This is a genomic window from Methylobacterium sp. 37f, assembly GCF_023093475.1.
In the GTDB taxonomy this organism is placed as follows: Bacteria; Pseudomonadota; Alphaproteobacteria; order Rhizobiales; family Beijerinckiaceae; genus Methylobacterium.
The window spans coordinates 1-20477 of the sequence record NZ_JAGHKN010000026.1 but is presented as its reverse complement, the minus strand read 5'-3'; the positions used below and the strand labels follow the sequence as shown (position 1 = coordinate 20477).

The 20477-nt window shown below is 66.5% G+C and carries 22 protein-coding genes and 1 pseudogene; 6 read left to right on the top strand and 17 right to left on the bottom strand.

Annotated features, from left to right (window positions below):
* Nucleotides 1–98 precede the first annotated feature (98 nt).
* The 7 genes from flhB to J7U37_RS16785 all read right to left on the bottom strand — a co-directional run bounded on the left by flhB (nt 99) and on the right by J7U37_RS16785 (nt 4378).
* Entirely contained in the window at nt 99–1166 is a 1068-nt protein-coding gene (gene flhB / locus J7U37_RS16815) for a flagellar biosynthesis protein FlhB (protein WP_056186194.1), read from the bottom strand.
* A gap of 23 nt (nt 1167–1189) precedes the next feature.
* Nucleotides 1190–1954 (bottom strand): flagellar biosynthetic protein FliR, encoded by a 765-nt coding sequence (gene fliR, locus J7U37_RS16810; RefSeq protein WP_247636447.1) that lies wholly within the window; start codon nt 1952–1954, stop codon nt 1190–1192.
* An 18-nt stretch (nt 1955–1972) separates the two neighbouring features.
* Entirely contained in the window at nt 1973–2239 is a 267-nt protein-coding gene (gene fliQ / locus J7U37_RS16805) for a flagellar biosynthesis protein FliQ (RefSeq protein WP_247636446.1), read from the bottom strand.
* Nucleotides 2240–2311: 72 nt separating this feature from the next.
* Nucleotides 2312–2626, bottom strand: a complete 315-nt coding sequence (gene fliE / locus J7U37_RS16800; protein WP_056479675.1) for a flagellar hook-basal body complex protein FliE — start codon at nt 2624–2626, stop codon at nt 2312–2314.
* Nucleotides 2627–2660: 34 nt separating this feature from the next.
* A complete protein-coding gene (flgC, locus tag J7U37_RS16795; protein ID WP_056186205.1) occupies nt 2661–3071 on the bottom strand; it encodes a flagellar basal body rod protein FlgC in 411 nt (136 codons plus the stop codon).
* Between the two features lie 30 nt (nt 3072–3101).
* Nucleotides 3102–3524, bottom strand: coding sequence for a flagellar basal body rod protein FlgB (flgB, locus tag J7U37_RS16790; protein ID WP_056186208.1), 423 nt, complete (start codon nt 3522–3524; stop codon nt 3102–3104).
* A gap of 359 nt (nt 3525–3883) precedes the next feature.
* A complete protein-coding gene (locus tag J7U37_RS16785) occupies nt 3884–4378 on the bottom strand; it encodes a nucleoside deaminase (protein WP_247636445.1) in 495 nt (164 codons plus the stop codon).
* 363 nt (nt 4379–4741) lie between these two features.
* Here J7U37_RS16785 and J7U37_RS16780 point away from each other — a divergent pair, with 363 nt between their 5' ends.
* Both J7U37_RS16780 and fliP read left to right on the top strand, forming a co-directional pair.
* A complete protein-coding gene (locus tag J7U37_RS16780; protein WP_247636444.1) occupies nt 4742–6355 on the top strand; it encodes a hypothetical protein in 1614 nt (537 codons plus the stop codon).
* Between the two features lie 90 nt (nt 6356–6445).
* Nucleotides 6446–7198 (top strand): flagellar type III secretion system pore protein FliP, encoded by a 753-nt coding sequence (fliP, locus tag J7U37_RS16775; protein WP_348773000.1) that lies wholly within the window; start codon nt 6446–6448, stop codon nt 7196–7198.
* 86 nt (nt 7199–7284) lie between these two features.
* On the opposite strand, the gene J7U37_RS16770 is transcribed toward fliP, so the two are convergent.
* The 8 genes from J7U37_RS16770 to fliL all read right to left on the bottom strand — a co-directional run bounded on the left by J7U37_RS16770 (nt 7285) and on the right by fliL (nt 15747).
* A complete protein-coding gene (locus J7U37_RS16770) occupies nt 7285–7458 on the bottom strand; it encodes a DUF3606 domain-containing protein (RefSeq protein WP_082503634.1) in 174 nt (57 codons plus the stop codon).
* 166 nt (nt 7459–7624) lie between these two features.
* Nucleotides 7625–11062, bottom strand: coding sequence for a hypothetical protein (locus tag J7U37_RS16765; RefSeq protein ID WP_247636443.1), 3438 nt, complete (start codon nt 11060–11062; stop codon nt 7625–7627).
* 134 nt (nt 11063–11196) lie between these two features.
* A complete protein-coding gene (locus J7U37_RS16760; RefSeq protein ID WP_244476779.1) occupies nt 11197–11580 on the bottom strand; it encodes a hypothetical protein in 384 nt (127 codons plus the stop codon).
* Between the two features lie 214 nt (nt 11581–11794).
* Complete coding sequence (locus J7U37_RS16755) at nt 11795–12418, bottom strand: invasion associated locus B family protein (protein ID WP_056479654.1); 624 nt, start codon at nt 12416–12418, stop codon at nt 11795–11797.
* A gap of 165 nt (nt 12419–12583) precedes the next feature.
* Entirely contained in the window at nt 12584–13366 is a 783-nt protein-coding gene (locus J7U37_RS16750) for a hypothetical protein (RefSeq protein WP_247636458.1), read from the bottom strand.
* A gap of 32 nt (nt 13367–13398) precedes the next feature.
* Nucleotides 13399–13920 carry a DUF6468 domain-containing protein gene (locus J7U37_RS16745; protein ID WP_056186228.1) on the bottom strand — a complete coding sequence of 174 codons (522 nt, stop codon included), beginning with the start codon at nt 13918–13920 and terminating at the stop codon, nt 13399–13401.
* Nucleotides 13921–13930: 10 nt separating this feature from the next.
* Complete coding sequence (fliM, locus tag J7U37_RS16740; RefSeq protein WP_056186231.1) at nt 13931–15148, bottom strand: flagellar motor switch protein FliM; 1218 nt, start codon at nt 15146–15148, stop codon at nt 13931–13933.
* 92 nt (nt 15149–15240) lie between these two features.
* Nucleotides 15241–15747 (bottom strand): flagellar basal body-associated protein FliL, encoded by a 507-nt coding sequence (gene fliL / locus J7U37_RS16735; protein ID WP_056186235.1) that lies wholly within the window; start codon nt 15745–15747, stop codon nt 15241–15243.
* 270 nt (nt 15748–16017) lie between these two features.
* Between fliL and flgF the strand changes: the two genes are divergently transcribed.
* The 4 genes from flgF to flgH are packed head-to-tail and all read left to right on the top strand — an operon-like array spanning nt 16018 to nt 19436.
* Nucleotides 16018–16758, top strand: a complete 741-nt coding sequence (gene flgF / locus J7U37_RS16730; protein WP_247636442.1) for a flagellar basal-body rod protein FlgF — start codon at nt 16018–16020, stop codon at nt 16756–16758.
* 12 nt (nt 16759–16770) lie between these two features.
* Nucleotides 16771–17562 carry a flagellar basal-body rod protein FlgG gene (flgG, locus tag J7U37_RS16725; protein WP_056186239.1) on the top strand — a complete coding sequence of 264 codons (792 nt, stop codon included), beginning with the start codon at nt 16771–16773 and terminating at the stop codon, nt 17560–17562.
* Nucleotides 17563–17576: 14 nt separating this feature from the next.
* Nucleotides 17577–18641, top strand: coding sequence for a flagellar basal body P-ring formation chaperone FlgA (flgA, locus tag J7U37_RS16720; RefSeq protein WP_247636441.1), 1065 nt, complete (start codon nt 17577–17579; stop codon nt 18639–18641).
* A 48-nt stretch (nt 18642–18689) separates the two neighbouring features.
* On the top strand, nt 18690–19436 hold the full coding sequence (gene flgH, locus J7U37_RS16715; protein WP_247636440.1) for a flagellar basal body L-ring protein FlgH: 747 nt from the start codon (nt 18690–18692) through the stop codon (nt 19434–19436).
* Between the two features lie 114 nt (nt 19437–19550).
* On the opposite strand, the gene dksA is transcribed toward flgH, so the two are convergent.
* Together dksA and J7U37_RS16705 are read right to left on the bottom strand one after the other, a co-directional pair.
* The gene (gene dksA / locus J7U37_RS16710; protein WP_056186249.1) at nt 19551–19970 is read right to left on the bottom strand and encodes an RNA polymerase-binding protein DksA; all 420 of its coding nucleotides are present in this window, start codon (nt 19968–19970) and stop codon (nt 19551–19553) included.
* Between the two features lie 395 nt (nt 19971–20365).
* Nucleotides 20366–20477 (bottom strand): annotated as a pseudogene (locus J7U37_RS16705) (IS630 family transposase); the annotation flags it as partial.

Genomic DNA, 20477 nt, shown 5'->3' with positions numbered 1-20477 from the left:
CAGCAAGGGCCAACCGGCGCAAGTCGCCGCGAATTCTCGCGAAAGACGGTGCATAAAGGGTGGCGGGCGCGCGCGCCAATCGTCACGCGGCTTCTCCTTTACGCCGCGCGCCGGCGCAGGCGCATGACGTAGCCGATGACTTCGGCCACCGCACGGTAATGCTCGGCCGGGATTTCCTCGTCGATCTCCACGGTGGCGTGCAGCGCGCGCGCGAGCGGCGGGTTCTCGAGGATCGGGACGTCGTGGTCCTTGGCCACCGCGCGGATCTTGAGCGCCAGCGAATCCACGCCCTTGGCGACGCAGACCGGCGCCGCCATGCCGGCCTCGTAGCGCAGCGCGACCGCGTAGTGGGTCGGGTTCGTGACGATGACGGTGGCGGTGGGCACGGCGGCCATCATGCGCTTCTTCACGCGCTGGGCGCGGAGCTGCTTCAAGCGGCCCTTCACCTCGGGGCTGCCCTCGCTCTCCTTGTGCTCCTGCTTCATCTCCTCCTTCGACATGCGCAGGCGCTGGCGCCAGCGGAAGCGCTGGTAGACGGCGTCGCCGAGGGCGATGGCCACGAACACCGCGAGCATGCCCGCCATCATCTTCAGGGCGAGGGTAAGGATTCCGGCCAGGACGGCACTCGGGTCGAGGCGCGCGAACACCTCCATCCGGTCGCGCTCGCCCCACAGGATGGTGCCGGCGACGACCCCGACCATGCCGAGCTTGGCAAGCCCTTTCACGAACTGGAACAGGGCTTCCATGCCGAAGACGCGCTTGACGCCGGCCATCGGCGAGACCCGATCCCATTTCGGGCCGAGCGCCTCGGTGCTGAAGACGAAGGGGTGCTGGATCATGCCCGCCGCCAGGCCCGCGACCACGACGAGACCCACTGGTATACACAGGGCCTGCGCGCAGATGATCAGCGTGCGCAATCCCATCTCGGTATAGGCCGTCGGGTCCGACGGCACCATGTGGGCGTTCATCAGGAACCCGCGCATGCTCGCCACCATATCCTTGGCGATCATGCCCGACACCATCAGCAGGGCCATGGTGAAGGCCGCCAGGATGAAGAAGGTGTTGATCTCCGGGCTGTTCGGGACGTTGCCCTGCTCGATCGCCTTCTCGATGCGCCGCGGAGTCGGGTCTTCGGTCTTGTCTTCCGGATCGGAATCGTCGGCCACGGCTCAGGACTCCGTGCTGCGCGTCAGCGCCCGGCGAGGTCCGCCAAGTAACGCCCGATATCGTCGAGGAAGACGCCCATCATCACGCCGAGGCTGCCAAGCAGCAGCAGCATCCCGATGAGGACCGAGGCCGGAACGGCGACGAAGAACACCTGCATCTGCGGCATCAGCCGCGCCAAGACTCCGAGCCCGACATTGAACAGGATGCCGAAGGCGATGAACGGGGCCGAGATCTGGACGCCGAGCGCGAAGCCGCGGGCGATCGCCTTGAGCGCGAGGCTCGCCGCCTCGCCCATACTGGGCAGGCCGGTCGGTGGCAGCAGGACGTAGCTGCGTCCGATCCCGTCCAGGGCGATGTGGTGCAGATCGGTGGCGAGGATCAGCGTCACGCCGAGAAGGGCGAGGAAATTGCCGATCGCCGCCTGCTGCCCGCCCTGGGTCGGATCGACCGTCATGGCATACGACAATCCGAGTTGCTGCGACACGATCATGCCGGCCGTCTGCAGGGAGGCGAGCACCATCCGAACCGTCAGCCCGAGCAGCAGCCCGATCAGCAATTCGCCGATCAGGAGCGTGATCAAGCCCGGCCCCGCGATGGCGCCGCCCTGCATCGGCAGAAGTGGCCGCACGGTCGGGAACAGGATGAGCGAAAGCAGCAGCGCGAAGGCGAGCCGCAGGCGCGGGGAGATGAGTTGTTCGCCGACCCCCGGCATCAGCATCACCAGGGTGCCGATCCGCGCGAAGGTGACCAGGAAGGACGCGGCGATGCCCGGCAGGAGGAGATTCATGCCCCGTCATAACAGGCTTCAGCCGCCGGAAACGATGCGGGCCGCGATGCGGGTCATGTAACTGCCGAGGGCGTCGCCCATGAAGGGCAGCGTGAGCAGGAGCGTCGCGAACACGGCCACGATCTTGGGCACGTAGATCAGAGTCTGCTCCTGAATCTGCGTCAGGGCCTGGAGCAAGGACACGACAAGACCGACCACGAGGGCGACCAGCATGGCTGGCCCCGCGACCTTGAGGAAGACGAAAATGCCGTCGCGGGCGACGTCGATGATGGCGAGATGGGTCATGGGGTGGATGTCGTCTCGCGCCTGGGTCAAAGTGCTCGAATCAAAGGGAAAACCGGCGTCCGACCCGTTGCCCTAGATCTGCATCCGCATGATTTCCTCGTAAGCCGAGATCACGCGATCGCGGACGGCGACGAGGGTCTGGAGGGCGGTTTCACTCTCGGCCACTGCCGTCACGACGTCGACGACGTTCGCCTTGCCGCCCGCCACCGCCAGGGCCTGAGTATCGGCCTTGCGGCCCGCCTCACCGATGGAGTCGAGGGTGGAGGTCAGCAGCGAGGTGAAGTTCGATCCCGTTGCGCCCGTGGGCGACGCGATCTTGGGAGCGCCCTTGGCCCCGATGTTCTGGATTGCCGAATAAGCCCCGGCGGCAAAAGCGTTGGTCGTCATGGGATGGGGCTTTCAGTGAAGATCGGGGATGGGATCAGGCCTTGAGAATTTCCAGGGTCTTGGCGACCATCCGGCGGGTGGCCGTCACCATGTTGAGATTGGCCTCGTAGGAGCGCTGGGCCTCGCGCATATCCATGTTCTCGATCAGCCCGTTGACGTTGGGCATCGCCACCTCGCCCTGGGCATTGGCGCTGGGGTTGCCCGGGTCGTACTTGGTCCGGAACGGCGAGGTATCGCGACGGACCCGTCCCTGCTCGATCAGCGCCGCGCCGGTCTCGCGATCGACCTGCTGGGTGAAGGTCGCGATCTTGCGTCGGTATGGCTGCCCGCCGACCGTGCTGGGGGCGGAATCCGCGTTGGCGATGTTCTCGGCGATGATGCGCATCCGGCTCGACTGAGCCTTGAGCCCCGAGGCGGCAGTGGTGAGCGATTTCAGGAAATCCATGACAAGCTCCGACAAGAGATCGATGGCCGCTCAGCGCTTGCCGATGGCGATTTTGAGGGTGTCGATGCTCTTCTGGTAGAGCGAAGCCGCCATCTGGTAGTCGGCTTGGTTGTCGCCAGCCTTCATCATCTCGTCCTCGAGATTGACGCCGTTGCCGTTGGGACGGATCTCGAACTCCTTGACGCGCCGGGGATCGGCGCCGGGGCCATCCGGCCCCCCGCCGGGCGCGATATGGGCGACGTTCGTGATCGCCAGGCTGTTGCTCGTCGTAGACCCCGACGGTTGCGCCAGGACGGGGCCGGTTCGACCGAGATTCGGGTCAGCCAGATCACGCGGCTTGAACCCGGGGAGATCGACATTGGCGACGTTCTCCGCCAGAAGTTTCTGGCGGCTCTGGTGCCACTGCATGCGTGTGCGCAACATGCCGAGAACTGGAAGGTCGGTGATGGACATGGGTGAACCCCCCCCCTCACCCGGAAGACTCTGCCCGGTAGGACCGGCAGAATTTGCCACTGCTATGGTTAATGCACCGTTAAAAATCGAACCGTCTGCTCTCTAAAGCGTACGGCGCCTACGGTTTCCGCTCCGTCGGCTGCCGAACCTGCGGACAGTCGGCCGGAGGTGGGCCATTGGGATTGAGCGGTGCACAGGCCGCTGGCGCGCCGCCGCCGCGGGCATCTTCGCTGGGGTGCCGCAAAGCGCCCCGGCTCCAGAGGAGCCCGAGGGTGACCGCTGCCGCGAGAAAAAGCGCAATGGCCAGGAAGGAGATCCAACGCGGGACAGTCATCGCGTCATCCTCAATCAGTGTGTGCTCAATCCGTGTTTGCTCGATCGGTGATTGTCTGACGGTCGCGCCAGAGGGCGTAGGGATGCTCGGCCACGGCGACGGGCTGGTGCTCGACGCGCATCGACTGTTCCGCCAAGGGCTGGTAGAGTTCCGCATAGATGCCCGCACCGATCAGGCCGTAACGCTCGCCCTCTTCCGCGCTGAAGGCGAAGAAGGCCCGGGTGATTCCAGCCAGACGCATGGCCGCGTGACACATCGGGCAGGGTCGTCCGCTCGCGTAGACGATGCAGCCGTCGAGCTTCGTGCGTCCCAGCGTTCGGCTGACTTCCCGGATCGCCACCATCTCGGCGTGATCGGTCGGATCTTGGGTGATCGCCGTTGTGTTGACCGCCCGCGACAGCACTTCGCCGTCCCGTACGATTACCGCGCCATAGGGCCGGCCGCCCTGAAGGACGTTGTCACGGGCCAGCGCGACGGCGTCGCGGAGATGGTGCTGGTGGTGGTCATCCGCAGGCGTCACGTCGATCCTCGCTCAAGTCTGTGCCGTAGTAACGCGCCGAGCTCGTCAACGGGTCCCGTTTCGAGACCGTGTCGCAGATGCACGTTGAAGCGCGGCTAACCGCACCTGCTTCAGAACGCACTCAAGCCGCGTTGCGTATCGGCTTCGTCGTGTGGACACGGCATGCCCTGCCAGCCCGTGATCAGATCGGGCGGCAGGGCACCTGACCTCTCCTAAATGCCTCTCACTGCTACGGGTCCGGGAAGCTGAAAAGGAGCTGTTAACGAAGTCTTAACGTTGTTGCCCGCGCCGCTGCCGCGCATGATACTGGTCCCTCTAGTGTTGCGTCGGGCCACGAGCCCCTAAAAGCGAGAGACCCCGGTCTTGCCATCGTTCTTCAGCTCGGAAGGCTCGTTCCCTCTCCAGTTCGCGATCATTTTCGCCGTGATCTTCGTGATCCTGGCGGCCGTCGTGTTCGTGATCCGGCGCCTCGGCGGCAAGGGAATGCCCTTGTCGGACAAGAACTCGGCACGGGGACGCCAGCCGCGGCTCGGCATTGTCGACATCTACGAATTGGATCGTCAGCGTCAGCTCATCCTCCTCCGACGCGACAACGTCGAGCACCTCCTGCTCGTCGGTGGTCCGAACGACGTGGTGATCGAACGCAACATCCTGCGGGGCATCAGCGCTCGCCTGCCGCCCGAGGAGACAGCGTTCGACGAGGCGCCCGAGCCGACACTGAATCCGCTGCCCGAACCCTCGATCGCCCACCAGACGCAACCGGCTCCTGCCCCCGCGTACCAGCCGATCGCGCCCTATCGCGAGCCAACCTTTGAGATGCCGGTGGTGGTCTCTGCGCCGGTGCCAGGCTCCGACGCCCCGCCCCCGGCCGTCGGTCGGCCGCTCGGTGCCCTCGGGCATTCCGAACCGATCCCCGAGCCCCTCACCCCAGAGGTCCCTGTCTCGGAGATTTCCACTCCTGAGGCTCCGCTCCCTGATCCGGGCCTGACAGCACGGCCGCGGGAATCTCAGCTGGCGCGCGTGATCAGGCGGACGCCGCCGTCGATCGCGAATCTCGTCCCGGCCGGTCTTGCCGAGCGGGTCGGCTTTCCGGGAACGCCCGAGCAGGCAAGCCCCCGTGCTCCGGTTGCTCACCCCGCAGCTCCTCCGCCGGCACCCGTCTCATCGGCTCCGGCGACGCGCGGCATCGATGCGGCGATCCTGTCCGATATGGCGCGGCAGCTGGAAGAGGCGTTGCGCCGTCCGTCCGCGGCGGTCCGTCCGGCCATGCCGGTCCAGCCTGCGCCCATTCCACCGGCCGAGGCCGAAGCCGGCATGACCGCGGGCGAACGCGAACCGGCGCCACACGGCGTGGGGCCGGTCTCGATCGATCCGATCGCAGCCGCCATGGCTGCCACGGCACGGGGCCCGGCGCCGACGGAACCCGCGGCGTCCGAAGCGTCCGCCGGTCAGGATCTCTTCTTCGCCGACATGGTCGAGGCCGTCGCGACCGATCGTCCGGCAGGCGACCAGCCTGCGTCCGCCACGGACACGTCTTCCGGGTCTTCGGCCGGCGAGTCTGAGTCCACCCCGTTCGAGCGCGTCAACAGTCCCGAGCGCGAGAATAGCCCCGAGCCCGTCCGGGAGCGCGATTCTGATGAGGCACGTGAGGCTGTCCAAGAAATCCAGCCTGTCCAAGAAATCCAGCCTGTCCAAGAAAATCAGCCTGTCCGAGATACCCCGCTGGTCCAGGAGCCCGAGCCCAGCCAGGACTCGACGGCGGTCGTCCACGAGGTCGTTGCTGACGCGCCGAAGCCCACGGATAATCCTCCCGGATCGACGGCAAACCAGACGGACGACCAGCCTCCCCTCGTCGCGCCCGTAACACCGGCGCCGAAGCCGACGAAGGCAGCGCCAACACCGAATCCGTTTTCCGTGGAAGAGATCGAGGCCGAGTTCGCGCGCCTTCTCGGTCGGCCGCTCGATCGGAAGTCGTAGGTCAGGCCTCGCGGGGATGCGCGCGGGAGTCCGGGTGCTATGAGAAGCGCGCGGCAACGCTGCGTCGCACCACCCGGAACCCGTATGATCATCGTGCCCCGACCCTCCCTGCCAAGGCGCCTGCGCCGCCCAATCCTGATCGGCGCGGGTCTGGCGTTGAGTACCGCAGCTGCGCAGGCTCAGAGCCTGTCGGTCGATCTCGGCACCGGGGGCGTGACCGAACGCGCGCTGCAGCTCGTTGCACTCCTCACCGTCCTCGCCCTGGCGCCGTCCGTGCTGGTGATGGCGACCTCGTTCACCCGGATCATCGTGGTGCTGTCGATCCTGCGGTCGGCGCTCGGAACCCAGAGCGCACCGCCGAATGCCGTGGTTACCAGTTTGGCCCTGTTCCTGACGGCCTTCGTGATGGCCCCGGTCGGACGGGAAGCCTACCGCAACGGCATCGAGCCGCTGATCGCCGGACAGATCACCCAGAGCGTCGCGTTCGAGCGCGCGTCGGCGCCCTTCAAAACCTTTATGCTCAAGAACGTGCGGGAGAAGGACCTGAAGCTCTTCCTCGACATGGCCAAGGCGCCGGTGCCCGCCGGGCCCGAGGCGGTCGGCCTGGAAGTGGTGACGCCAGCCTTCATGATCTCCGAGCTGCGCCGCGCCTTCGAAATCGGCTTTCTGCTCTTCATTCCTTTCCTCATCATCGACCTCGTTGTCGCATCAATTCTGATGGCGGTCGGCATGATGATGGTGCCGCCCGCAACGGTGGCGCTTCCGTTCAAGCTGATCTTCTTCGTCCTGGTCGATGGATGGACCCTCGTCGCCGGTTCGTTGGTGCAGAGCTACGGGACCTGACGGGCCGCGATCTCGGCTCGAACGAGCCGGACATGAAAAAGGGCGCCCGAGGGCGCCCCTGTCCGACATCCGCCCTGCGTGAACGGTCAGCGCTCGAGATAGCTTTTCAGGGTCGAAATCCGGTTGCCGACGAGCCGCACGGCGCGCTTCAGGCGATCTTCGGAGACCCCGAGGCGCGATGCGATCGAGCTGCGCTGCTGGCTGTCGTAGATGTCGAGGTGGGTCTTGCCGGTATTGGTGTCGAGCGGTTCCGTGTACATGGTGGGCCTCTGATGTGCCGGGCTGGAACGTGCGCCGCACTGATCGATGCGATTGGATTCAGAACGTGGCCGCACCGCGTTTGTTGCGCGACGCTGAATTGAAATCCGCGAATCTGATCAGACTTTTACGAAGCGCTTCGCCGGCGCCCCGGCGAGGCGTTCCCGTTCAGCCCGGCGGTGGCGCGCTCGCCTGTGCATCCGCCCTCGCATCGGTGTCACGCTTGCTCGGCGTCGGGACGGCACTGTCCGGATAGCGCTTGCGGTATTCCGAGAGGAACGCCTGCAGCGTCTCGGCGCTGGTGGCTTTCTGGGCGATCTCCCGGAAGCCGGGCGTGCGCACGGCGTTCGCCTGAGTGAGCAGCGCGAAGGTGCGGGCGTCGCCGCTCTCGGCCATCGCATCGGCGAATTTTCCGCGCAAGCGTTCCATGTCGAGGGTTTCGCCGGCAAGCCCGTAGGCGATTGCGGCCCGCAGGATGTCGGTCCGCGCCGCGTCCTCCAGGGGAACACGCCGCCGCCAGGCGTCGCCGACCAGTCCCTCGTGGGCCTCACCGGCCTCGCGCCAGCGCCGGCCGGTCCAGAGGATGTCCGCTCGCAAGCGCTCGGCGTCCGCGCCGGTCTCGCCCTCAATGGTCTCCAGGGCGAGATCGGTGCGGGACAGGTCTGACAGCGCGCGTGCGCGCAGGAGTGCTCGGGCGCGGCGAAGATCCTCCGGCAGTTCCGGCAAGTAGGTGTTGTCCAGCGTCTGCAGGGCCTGCAACGGCTTGTCATCCATCAGACGGATCGCGGCCAGACGCGTCGCCACCCCCGCGCGGCTCGCGCCCGTGAGGCGGCGATCGACCTGATGCTGCAAGAGTTCGCCGGCGGAATCCAGCAGGTCGAGCTCGACCAGACGGTCCGCCAGGCGGCGCACGATCTCGTCGCCGCGCCGGCCCATCGGGGCGAAATCCTTGAAATCGAAATACAGCGCCAGGGCCTCCACGCCCGAGAGCTTCGGGCTGCGCTCGCCGAGGAAGAGATCGTCGAACAGATTCTGCGCGGTGTCGTGGACCTCCCGGACTAGGGGGGAATCCGAGCCGAGGGCATCGGCCCGTCGCGCGGTCATCAGGGCTTGGCGCCACCGGCCGGCCTCGATGTAGAGCTTCGTGAGGCCGGACAAGGTTTTCGGCTCGAGATCGCCGCCGTGCCAAGACAGCGACAGAGTTTCGAGACGCTCGATCGCATCGGCGACCGGGATCTTGCCTGAGGCGTGCCCCAGCAGCGTCGCGCGCAGACGGGCGGCTGCAGCGGTCTGCGCCTCGGTGCTGTCGCTCAGCCGGTCATAGGCGTCGAGGGCCGCCACGGTCTGACCCGTGACCTCGTCGATCCGCGCACGCAGCAGCGCGAGGCGTTCCCGAGTCGGGTGATCGGCGGCGCGGGTGGCCGCGATGATCTGCCGATTGGCGGCATCCCAGTCGCCCGTCTCGATCGCGGCTTCGGTTGCGGCCGTGCGCAACAGCGCCTGAAGGTCGTCGGGGTAGCGATCGAGCACGCTCGCGGTCGCGCGGAACGATGTGTTGGCGGCGCTCCAGCGACCCTCCAGCGATTCGAGGTAGCCTTGCCACGCCCGCGCCTCGGGATCGTTGCGCAGGATCTCGGCGGCGAGGTGCGTGCGCATGTCGCCCGTGCGCCCCAGCAGGGCATCGGCGATTACCGTCAGCATCGGGATGTCGCGCTGGCCGGCCAGAACGGGGTCGTCGGCGAAGGCGGTCTTCAGAACGCCCAAGGCCTCGATCGCCAGACGGTTGGCCAGCATCGTGCGGGCCAGCACCATTCGCAGAGGGCCGCGCGCTGCGCGCGGCGCTTCCGCTATGGCCTGCATCTGCGCGTTGAGAACCTCGCGGATGTCGCCGCGCTGGGACGCTTCCCATGGGGTCCGATCGACGGCGAGGTCGCTCAACGTCGCGAGCGGAGCCTCGTCCTGGCGTGCCACCCCGGAGACCGCCATGCCGCTGTCGCGCGAGATCGCGACACCGTCGAGATCAGGGCGCACGAGAAGATCATCGGCCTGCGCCAGCACCGCGACGCCCTGGCGGCTCTGCAACAGTTCGAAATCGACGAAGACTTGGCGCTTCGGGATTCCGGCCGGCTTCGGGCCTTGGCCGGTGACGACAGCGATGCGCTCGCCGTCGAGGTTGAGCCAGGACGCGACGCCGGGATGGGGGAGCCGGATGCCGACGCCGACCCGGCCGGCCGCGTCGGTGACGCGGACGGCCGAGAGCGCGACGCTCGCCGCCAAGTTCTCACCCGCCACGAGCTCCCAGCCGGTGGGTGCTTCTGCGGGACCAACGGGCACAAGATCGAGCAGCCGATCACGCGGGACCGGAAACCGTAGGAGGACGACGCGTCCGGTTCGCGTCGGTGGCCCGAGCGGCGTGAGCAGCGGATCGCCGCTCGGAACGACCACCGGTTCCGTGGTTTCGAAGACCAGATGGGCGATGCCGGCGCGCTCGAACAGGGCCGCGGGCGGCCGGGTACGGAAGGGAAACACGAGGCCTGGACCGGCGGGTCTCTGAATCGTAGTTTGAACTGGCTCGGGCGGATGCTGCCCAAGCGCTTCCTTCATTGGCGACGAGGGTATCGCGGAGGTGCGTTCCGGCTTCGTATCGGTTGGCTTCAGGTCGGCCGGCTTGGCGTCGCTCGGCTTGGCGTCCATCGGTTTGGCGTCGGCCCGGGCGGACGCCTTCGCGTCAGGGTCCGCCGCGCCAACATCCTGCGGCGGCGATCCGGCGGCGGCTGCGGACATCGCTTTGGGATCGGTCGCCTTGCGCGCGACGTCGATCGTCGCCCCGTCCTCATCGTGGAAGGTTCTGATTTCAAAGCCCGCCGCCGGAGTGACGAGGAGACGCGCGCCGGCCACGCCGTTCTCCACCGACAGCGCGGCGATCGCCGGCTTCAGACGCCCGCGCGTCGCGATGTCGTCGATCCGCCAAGCGCCTGGGAGAACGAGACGGGTCGCTCCACCGACCGCATCGAATTCGAGAGGCGCCGATGCCGGCATGCGCAGGCTCAGACGCGTGAGCGTCGACAGGTGGGCGAGTTCGAGGCGCAGAGGCGTCGGTTCGGTGGGAGGCTTGGCTGCGCGAAGGGCCGCTTCGGCCGTCTGAGTTCGGCGAAACAGTTCGGCGATCACGTCAGACGGCAGGGGCGGCGGCAGACCGCTCCAATCCTGCGGCAGGAGATCGACGAAGACGGTCTCGCCGGCCTGCTGCACATTGACCCGATAGGGCCTCTGGAGTGCGAGCCGCAAACCCGTGCCGTCCGGATCGCGCCGAACCGCCGAGACGAAGTCCGGCATCTCGGAAGCGATCCGCTCTGGACCCGTGCTCGCTTTCTCGGAGAAAGTCAGGACCAGCACGGAGCCGGAGACACGCGCTTTCACAGAGACGACGCCGTCGAAGTTCAGGACGATCCGTCCGTAACGTTCGATCTGGGCCCCCTTGACGGCCGTGAGTCGCGCAGCGGAGGCGGCTGTCGCCCCCCACAGGGTGGCTGCCGCGACCGATATCGCGGCGAAGCCGGTCCGAAGCCGACGCCGTTGGGTCGCGATATCGGCGCCGAGTGCCATCGCAGTTTACACCAAACCTAAAGGGACGAATCCGCTCGCCACCGAGCCGTTTCGCCGAACGCCGCACCAGGCAGGCATCCTCCCTCTTCGGGGCTAACGGGCGCTTAAGACCCCCGGTCGCTTTGTTCGAACTCCTAACGTTTGACAATTAAATCCGGTATCGTCCGGCCATTGGGACCGAAATTCTCCGTCGCACGGGTGCAGTTGGCGGCGATATCCTTGCTGTAGACCTCGGTATAGGCTTGAGCGCGAATCCGCAGTTCGCCGCTGGCGAGATCGTCGTACGCGACGCCGAGACCTGAGACGACGGCCTTGAAGCGCTCGGTGTTCGGCCTGACGTCCGGGCAGGACGCCACCACGAACGCCAGCAGGCCGGCGAGCTTGGCGGCACTGTTTTTCTGTTGCTCGGCCTTGGCTTCCGCCGCCGTCGGTGGAGGACCGGGCGGCCTTTCGGGGGGCGATGCGTCCTGTGCGCTGGCGTGACCCGTCAGGGCGCCGACCACGACCAGGGCCGTCAAGCTTCGCGTCAGCGCAGCCGATCTCGTCATAGATGTCTCCTCGAGCGTCCGCCCTGATGCCAGATCCCATCGCCGGTCCGGCACGTGGTTCTTCTTCGAAGTTTGATCCTGCGGTCCGCTTCCCTATCGAGAGCGATGGCGTCGCTGGCTCGAAGCGAAGGGTGGGACGCAGGAGGTGCGCACAGTCCCGCTGGAGTGCTCGCTCGCTTGCCGTTTAGCCTGCCAGGGCGGCGGCGCGCGCCAGGGCATTCGCGAATCCCTCGAGCGGGACCGTGATGACGACCGGCTCCTTGGCATCCGGCTTCGTAGCCGAAACCAGCAGGTTCTTGGCCGTCTTCATCGTGTCGGTGGCCAGCGTCGGCAGGCTGACCGGCACCAGGCAGCCTTCCTGGCTACAGGACATGAATGGGGCACCCTTGCCCAGCACGGCCTCGTCGAGCTTGAACGATACGCCCGGCTCGATGGCCAGACCGAGCGGCATCAGGATGAAGCCCTGAGCCCGTCCGTCGCTGGGCGGCCGGATCTCCAGGGCGAATTCGCGACGGCCCTTCGCCCCCTGCGCTTGCATGACGGCGCACTCGACCTTCGTGTCGGCCTTCGCACAGGTCACGGTCCAATCGCCGTAGACCTCGCTCACGGAACTCGCACCATTGGGCCACCCCGCAACGGCCACAGGAGTGGCGGCGGGCGTGGGCGCTGCCGCCTTGGTGGGCGCAGGCTTGGCAGGCGTCGCCCTCCGGGGCTTCGGTTTGACGGGAGCCTCCGCCGGGTCCGATGCGGTCGGTGCCGCCGCATCCTGCGCGACGACGGGCCCCGCCACGAACAGCGCGAGGCTCATCACGGCAAGGGAACGGATCAAGCTGCTGGACGACACGTAGTTGGCTCCCCCGAAACCACGCGGCGGAAACGTGTTCCGCCCGCGAGCCCTGCCCCTAGTCGGGCGCGGCGCAGCGCGCAATGGAGCGCGGCATAACCCGGTGGACGGAGCCTCCGATTCGTCATCTCACCGGCGCGGCACGGACGACCCCGGCGCGTCGATCGCCGGAAGCTCGTTGGCGCCGAGCCCCAAGGCGACGGTGGGCGCCGTCACGCCGCCCTGGCCGCGCGCACGGTTGGCGAGCGCAACCGTCAGCTTCTCGGCAGGTTCGGACTGCATGAGGGCAAGCACCTCGGCCATCTTGCGGGGATTCATTGCAAGGACGATGGGCACGAGAATGTCGAGGCCGAGCCTGTCGAACACCCGTGCGGCATCCTTCGGCTTCATCGTCTCGTACATCGTGACGATGTTCTTCAGGGCGACCCTCTCGGCTTCGGCCCGCTGGGCACTGTTACCGTCTGCCTTGTCCTCGCCCTGCTTCAGCGAATCGACGCCCTCCTCTAGCTTGCGTTCGGCCTTGCCGATCAACTGCTCGCGCAGGTCCAGGGCATCGCCGCGTTGCTTGAGGGTATCCCGCCGTGTGGCCAGACGCTCGAGAATGGCGCGTTCGGAAGCGGGCATCGCCTCCGGCGGTGGTGGCGGCCGCACGGCGGGTTTCTCGGGCTCCGGAGCTGGTTTCTCCGGCTCCTTCGGCGTGACCGATCCGGTGGTCGCAGGGTCGGCCGGCTCATAGTTGGTTCGAGCCTTGGCGAGAACACGCGCAAAATCCGGCATCGGCGCACCGGGCTGCAGGGTCGATTCCTCAACGGTAATCGCTGCGAGCTTGAGCACCAGCAATCCGACGGCTGCCAGGGTCACGGCATCGATCAGGCGCAGCTTGATGGGCCGCTGTTGGCGGAGCCGCACCAGGCGGCTCGGTTTCTGGGTGCGAGCCGGAATCGTCACGCGGCTTTGCTCCTCAGGCGGCCCAGGGCGCGCTCGGACATGGCGAGAGCAGCGGCAGCGGCGACGCCGAGGCGCTCACCGTTGGGACTTGTCGGCCCGGCCGGGGCGATGCGGACGGGGGCGACCACGCGCTCCAGGTCGCGCGGCTCCTGCGTCGGTGGCGCGGCGGCGCGGACAATCTCTCGTCCCGGGGCAGCCTGCGCGACGATCGACGCGATGCGGGCGATGACCGTCTCGCCGGCCTCGACATGGGCCGCGAGATCCGTGGCGTAACGCTCGGCGGTTCCGAGCCGGTCAGCCAGGGTCCGGTCGCACTCGTCGAGCGTTGCGCGCAGGCCCACGATAGCGCGCTCGGCGGTGGAACTCGCCATGACGAGGTCGCCGATGGTCTGGCGAAGCGCCGCCTCGTCGGCCTTCAGCTTGGTGATGCGTCCGCTCAGCCGCATCGACGAAACGATGCTGGCAACCAGGAGGACGGCGACGAGAATGTCGGCGGCGAGTGTGACGAGGAGGCTCATGGTCGGTCGCTCACCCGTCGTTGCGGTTGTTCATGGAGGCCTCGAAGGCCTGGAGCGTGGTGCGCGACCGGCGCAGGGGCCGGGTGAGCTGCACCGCGATGTTGTCGTCGATCCGGCCGATCCGCCCCTGGGTCAGAGCCCAGTCGCCGCACCGGACCGCGATCAGGTCGGAGGGCTTGGTGTCGAACATCAGGGTATCGCCGACCTTGAGGGACAGGACCTTCTTCAACGGCAGCATCATCTCGTGCAGCACCGCCTCCATGGTGGCGTCGGCCTGCCAGATTTCGGTCGCGAGGTGACTTTCCCAGACGTGGTCGCGGCCGAGCTTCTCGCCCATGAAGCTCTGCATGAGCAGTTCACGGATCGGCTCGATGGTGGCGTAGGGAAACAGGATCTGCAGCAGGCCGCCGCGTCCGTCCATGTCGAGCTTGAGGCTGATCAGGATGGCGGCGTTGGCGGGCCGGGTGATGGTGGCGAAGCGCGGGTTGGTCTCGATCCGGTCGATGGCGAAGCGAACCGGCGAGAGCGGCTGGAATGAGAGCTCGAGGTCGGTGAGGATGATCTCGACGAGGCGTCGGACCAGCTGCATCTCGATGGTGGTGAAGGGGCGTCCGTCGAGGCGCGTCGAGGACCCACCGCGCTTGCCGCCGAGTAGCAGGTCGAGGGTCGAGTAGGCCAGGTTCGATTCCACCGTGACGAGCCCGGAATTCTCCCAGGCATCGGCACGGAAGACGCCCAGCAGCGTCGGCAGCGGAATGGCGTTCAGGTAGTCGCCGAAACGCACGGAGGTGATGTTGTCGAGAGTGACCTCGACGTTGTCCTGGAAGAAGTTGCGCAGGCTTGTCGACAACAACCGGATCATCCGGTCGAAGACGATTTCCAACATCGGCAGGCGTTCGTACTGGACGACGCCCGAATCGACGATCGCCCGGACACCGCCGGCTCCTGATGCGGAGAGTTCGCGCAGGGAGAAGCCCAGGACGCCGTCGATCTCGTCCTGGTTCAGAATCCGGTCGTTGCCGGCGAGTTCGGGGAGGTTGTCGGTCTCCCCGTCCTCGATCATCGTCGCCCATTCGGCGGCGACGTCGCTGGCATGGGTCGTCGTGCCCTGCTCGGCCAAGGCCGCGCCCCACTCGTCGGCGAGCGATGCTTCGCCGCCCTCGGCATTCTGGGCGATGAGCGCGGCGGCCCAATCGTCTTCGTCGATCTCGTCTTCCGGTCCGGCCATCAGACTCTCGTTACCTGCAACGTCTCAGACAATCTGGTTGGTCGCTCGGGATGAACGCGCGCGCTTCACGCGCGCGCTAAGGCGCGGATCGCCTATTGGATCACCACGTCCTTGAACAGCACCGCCTCGGCCCGAGCTGGGTGGATGGCGACGTTGACCCGGCGCAACAATTCCTCGCGCAGGCGGTAGATGCCGGCCGAGCCAGCGAGGTCGCTTGCCCTGAGATCGCGCAGGTACACCTGGAGGGTATCCTCGATGCGCGGCATCAGGGGCTTCACCTCGCTTTCGACCTTGGCATCCTTGAGCTCGATTGCGACCTTGACCTTGGCGAAACGCGTCCGATCCTGACCGGGCTCGTTGGCGAGATTGACCGTCATCTCCCGCACATCGAGGAACACGACCGGCTTCTTCACCTCGGCAACCGCGTCGGCGTGCCCGTCGCCCCCAGCCTTCTTCTTCATGAAGAAGAAGCCGCCGCCCGCCGCCAGCGCCACGACGACCGCGCCGATGATGAGGATCTTCTTCTTGCCGGCGGGCGGGGCATCGCCTTCCACACCCTCTTCACCCTCGGCGACGGCCTTTTTCGGCTTCTTGGCCATCGGTGGACCTCGCAGGTGGATCGGTAGCGCGACGGGCTGCCGCTCAATTCCCGCGGCTCCCACAAAGGTATCGAGCAGATAAGGTTAACGCGCCGTTAAGGCGGCAAAAGCTGCCGGGTTGGAGTTGCCGTGCGGCCGGTAATGGGCAGCCTCCGGAAGCTCCTCAATTTCATGTAACGCTTTCATTTTAAACGATAAAAGACTCCGAACCGGTTTGGCACGCCGCATGCGGAGATGTCTGCGTCGTCGCTCGTCGGGACTGAGAGTGTCATGCAGAACGCATTGCTCGTGGGGGTTTCAAGCCAAGTCGCGCTTCAGCGCGAGCTGGACGTGATCGCCAACAACATGGCCAACATCTCCACCAACGGCTTCAAGGGGCGAAACACCCGCTTCCAAGAGTACCTGATGCCGGTGGCGAGCGCCGAATCGTTCAAGAAGCCGGACCGACGCGTCTCCTACGTGATCGACCAGGGCACTGCCCTCGATCTTGCCCAGGGCCCGATTGAGCAGACCGGCAATCCCCTCCACGTGGCGGTGCGGGGTGAGGCTTTCCTGGTGGTCCGCACGCCGAACGGAGACCGGTACACCCGCAACGGTGCATTCGAAACCGACGCCCGGGGCACGCTGGTGACCAGCGACGGCTATCCGGTTCAGGGTGACGGCGGTCCGATCCAGATCAATCCGCAAGAGACCGGCATCGCCATCGGCCCCGACGGAACGGTCTCGACCAATCTCGGCATTCGCGGACGCGTCCGGCTGGTGACCTTCGCCAATCCTCAGGCGCTCACCAATGAGGGCGCGAACCTGTACGCCTCGACGGCACCACCCCAGGCCGCCGGCCTCGCCGGGCGGGTGGAGGCCGGCGCCCTCGAGCGCTCGAACGTGAAGCCGGTCCTGGAAATGACCCGGCTCATGGACGTGAACCGCACCTACACCATGGTTTCGGGCGTGATCTCGCGACTCGACGACCTGCGCGGCACGGCGATCCGCCGTCTCGCCGACGTCGCGTAAGGATCTCCGCAGATGCGTGCCCTCTACGCTGCCGCCACCGGCATGGCGGCCCAGGAACTCAACGTTCAGGTCATCTCGAACAACATCGCGAACCTGCGCACCACCGGCTACAAGCGCCAGCAACCGCACTTCCAGGATCTGCTGTATCAGAACCTGCGCCGGGCCGGCTCATCGACCTCCGACCAGAACACGCAACTTCCCGCCGGCCTCGCCATCGGGTCGGGTGTGAAGACCACCTCGACTGCTCGGGTGATGTCGCAGGGCACTCTGACGAGCACCGAGAAGGAATATGACGTCGCCATCCGCGGCGAGGGCCTGTTTCGGGTCACCCTGCCGGACGGGCGCACGGCCTACACCCGAGACGGTTCGTTCGATCTGTCGGCACAGGGACAGCTTGTCACCCGTGACGGTTACCTCGTCGATCCCGGCGTGACGGTGCCGAACAATGCCACCTCGGTGACGATCAGCGCCCAGGGTGCCGTGCAGGCGACCGTGCCGGGCCAGACGGCTCCGCAGGCGCTGGGCCAGTTCCAGCTTGCCCGCTTCGTCAACAAGGTCGGCCTCGAGTCGATCGGCGACAACCTGTTCATCGAGACCGCCGGGTCCGGTCCCGCCATCAACGGCCTGCCGGGGGCGGAGGGCTTCGGCAACCTTCAGCAGAGCTACCTCGAGGAGGCGAACGTCAACGCCGTCACCGAGATCTCCTCCCTGATCGCTGCCCAGCGCGCCTACGAGATGAACTCGAAGGTGGTGACGGCCGCCGATCAGATGCTCTCGACCACCTCCCAGATGTTCCGCAGCTGATCGGGCTCCTGACCATGCATGCTCTGCGACAGATCCCGCCCCGCCGTTCCGCCCGCGTTGCGACCTTGAGCGCCGCCATCGTCGCGCGGACTTTGTTCGCCGTGCTGGCCCTGTCCGTCCTCACCCTGCAGGTGTTGGCGCAGGACGCGCGATCGGCCGGCGCTCCTATGCGCCTCCGCGGCGACGTCACGGCGCGCGGCGACGTGCTGACGCTCGGAGACCTCGTGGAGGGTGCGGCCGCCGAGATGGCCCTGCGTCCGCTGTTCCGGGCGCCGGCTCTCGGCGCCACCGGCACCATCCAGGTGCGCCGCATCGCCGAAGCGATCGCGGGGCTCGGGCTCGGCTCGGTCGAGACCGGCGGCCGGCTTCAGGTGTCGGTCCAGCGCGCCGCCCGCAAGGTGACGCAGCCGGAGATCGAGGCCGCCCTCAAGCGCGCCCTCGATTCCGGTTACGGCGTCGATTCCCGCAATTTGGCCATCCGCCTCGATGGCGAAGCGCCGGTCCTGCTGGCGCCCCTCGATCTGAACGGCCAGGCCGTTGCCCTCGACCTCAGCTACGATGCCCGCTCACGTCGAATCGCTGCTCTGATCACGCTCGGCGAGCGTCAGGCATCCTTGCGTGTGTCCGGTCAGGTTATAGAGATTCGCGAAGTCGCGATCCTCGGCCGGAGCCTCAATCGCGGCGAGACCATCCTGGCCTCGGATCTCACAGTCGAGCGCCGCCCGCGGGAGGCGACCCCGGCCGATGCGCAGGGGGCGCAAGCCGACCTCGCCGGGCAGGTGGCGCAGCGCAGCCTGAGTGCCGGCGCGATCCTGCGTTCGGGGGACCTGGCCCCCCCCGATCTGGTGGCACGTGGCGAGGCCGTGACCATCGTGTTCGACTCCCCCGGCCTGAACCTCTCCCTCCGGGGGCAGGCCAACGAGAGCGGCCGTCTCGGGGCATCGATTACGGTGACCAACCCGATCTCGAAAAAGATCCTGTCCGCTACCGTGATCGGGGCCGGCCGTGTCTCGGTCGGTACGGCACCGCTGCTGCGCCAGGCCAGTGCGGCTTTCGATCCACCGACCGTTCAGCGCTGATCCGCTTCGTTCGCGTTCCTTTTCCGGTTTGCCAAAGGTCCGGTCCCCATGACCTACCGCCTCTCGCCCGCTCTTGCCGTGACGCTGCTGTGCACCGCGCTCGGTGCCTGCAACACGGCCGACCGCCTGTCCCAGATCGGTGCGACCCCCGCCCTTTCGGCCATTGAGGATCCGACTTCTCAGGCCGGCTACAAGCCGGTGCGCCTGCCGATGCCGGAGATCCAGCCGGTGTCCTACGCGCCGAATTCCCTATGGCGGACGGGCTCGCGCGCCTTCTTCAAAGACCAGCGCGCAGCCCGGATCGGCGACCTCGTCACCGTGAAGGTCAACGTCACCGACAAGGCGAACCTGAACAACGAGACCAAGCGCTCGCGCTCGAACGCGGAGGGAATGGGATTGCCCAATGCCTTCGGTCTGGAGAGCAGCAAGGGCATCGCGGCATCCGGTATCAGCCCCGACAAGCTCATCACCGCCACCTCGAACACGTCGAGCGACGGCGCCGGTTCGGTTCAGCGCAACGAGACGGTGACCACCAGCGTGGCGGCGATCGTGACGCAGATCCTGCCCAATGGAAATCTCGTGGTCGAGGGCAAGCAGGAGATCCGGATCAACTTCGAGGTGCGGGAACTCATCGTCGCCGGCGTGGTCCGTCCCGAGGACATCGAGTCGGACAACACTATTGAATCCAGCAAGATCGCCCAGGCGCGGATCGCCTATGGCGGGCGCGGTCAGATCACAGACGTCCAGCAGCCGCGTTACGGCCAGCAGCTGGTCGATGTGTTGCTGCCGTTCTGAGACCGATCGGCGCCCGGTGGATGGGCGCCGAGATCGTGTCGTCAGCAGCCCGATCGATCACGGGCCGATCCAGGAGAGGATTCTGTTCGAGATCAGGTGAAAGGCCATCCGGAGTCAGTCGTCGCGATAGACCCGCTCGCGACGCTCATGGCGCTCCTGGGCTTCCAGCGACAGTGTGGCGATCGGACGGGCATCGAGGCGTTTCAGCGAGATCGGCTCGCCGGTCTCCTCGCAATAGCCGTAGGAGCCGTCTTCCAGACGCGCCAGCGCCGCATCGATTTTGCCGGTAAGCTTTCGCTGTCGGTCGCGCGCCCGCAGCTCGATCGAGCGATCAGTTTCAGAAGATGCGCGATCGGCGAGGTCTGGATGATTTTCGTTCTCGGTCTGTAACGCCACCAGCGTATCCTGCGCCTCCCGCAAGATATCAGACTTCCAGCCGAGCAATTTGCGACGGAAATACTCCCGCTGCCGATCATTCATGAACGGCTCGGTTTCACTCGGTACGTATCCGTCCTCAATCGTGATCTTCGCCATTCGCGCCTCTTGCAGCCGGTTCGCGGCGATCATTTTGCGTGGCTATAATGCAGGGGGCAGGCCACGACAACGCATCGTGATCCCTACTCACGGCAATCCTCTCGGATGTTTTGCGCGCTGCGGCAAACACGCAACGGCTGCAAACCCTCTGCAAGTCGCTTTGCGCTGCAACAACGGCGACGCTTTGTCATGGACTTTCTAATCTGCGTTAAAATGCAGGCTGAATGGCTTCCGCCGGTCTCACCAACCCTATGACCGAGATCGAACACAGGGCGCCGCAAGCGGAACCGGAGCGATGGCCCTACGTTGGGCTCGGCACCGCCGAGAATGGTAAGTCTTCAGCAGTCGAGATCTTGGCCGAAGTTCCTCAAGGTTTTACCTAGAGCGGTTTCCACCTACTCCGGATCGTAACCGGCGGCAGCGAAGTAGTTTGCGCACTCGGTTGGGGTGAAGGCGTCGAGCAGATTGCCGACGACAGTCCAGAGCCGATCGACCGTGCGCTCGGCC

Coding starts and splice junctions, on each gene's coding strand:
- fliR (WP_247636447.1), bottom strand. CDS start 1,954: ATGAATCTCCTCCTGCCGGGCATCGCCGCGTCCTTCCTGGTCACCTTC.
- fliQ (WP_247636446.1), bottom strand. CDS start 2,239: ATGACCCATCTCGCCATCATCGACGTCGCCCGCGACGGCATTTTCGTC.
- fliE (WP_056479675.1), bottom strand. CDS start 2,626: ATGACGACCAACGCTTTTGCCGCCGGGGCTTATTCGGCAATCCAGAAC.
- flgC (WP_056186205.1), bottom strand. CDS start 3,071: ATGGATTTCCTGAAATCGCTCACCACTGCCGCCTCGGGGCTCAAGGCT.
- flgB (WP_056186208.1), bottom strand. CDS start 3,524: ATGTCCATCACCGACCTTCCAGTTCTCGGCATGTTGCGCACACGCATG.
- J7U37_RS16770 (WP_082503634.1), bottom strand. CDS start 7,458: ATGTACACGGAACCGCTCGACACCAATACCGGCAAGACCCACCTCGAC.
- J7U37_RS16765 (WP_247636443.1), bottom strand. CDS start 11,062: ATGGCACTCGGCGCCGATATCGCGACCCAACGGCGTCGGCTTCGGACC.
- J7U37_RS16755 (WP_056479654.1), bottom strand. CDS start 12,418: ATGAGCCTCGCGCTGTTCGTGGCGGGGCCCGTCGTCGCGCAGGATGCG.
- J7U37_RS16745 (WP_056186228.1), bottom strand. CDS start 13,920: ATGAGCCTCCTCGTCACACTCGCCGCCGACATTCTCGTCGCCGTCCTC.
- fliM (WP_056186231.1), bottom strand. CDS start 15,148: ATGGCCGGACCGGAAGACGAGATCGACGAAGACGATTGGGCCGCCGCG.
- fliL (WP_056186235.1), bottom strand. CDS start 15,747: ATGGCCAAGAAGCCGAAAAAGGCCGTCGCCGAGGGTGAAGAGGGTGTG.
- flgF (WP_247636442.1), top strand. CDS start 16,018: ATGCAGAACGCATTGCTCGTGGGGGTTTCAAGCCAAGTCGCGCTTCAG.
- flgG (WP_056186239.1), top strand. CDS start 16,771: ATGCGTGCCCTCTACGCTGCCGCCACCGGCATGGCGGCCCAGGAACTC.
- flgA (WP_247636441.1), top strand. CDS start 17,577: ATGCATGCTCTGCGACAGATCCCGCCCCGCCGTTCCGCCCGCGTTGCG.
- flgH (WP_247636440.1), top strand. CDS start 18,690: ATGACCTACCGCCTCTCGCCCGCTCTTGCCGTGACGCTGCTGTGCACC.
- dksA (WP_056186249.1), bottom strand. CDS start 19,970: ATGGCGAAGATCACGATTGAGGACGGATACGTACCGAGTGAAACCGAG.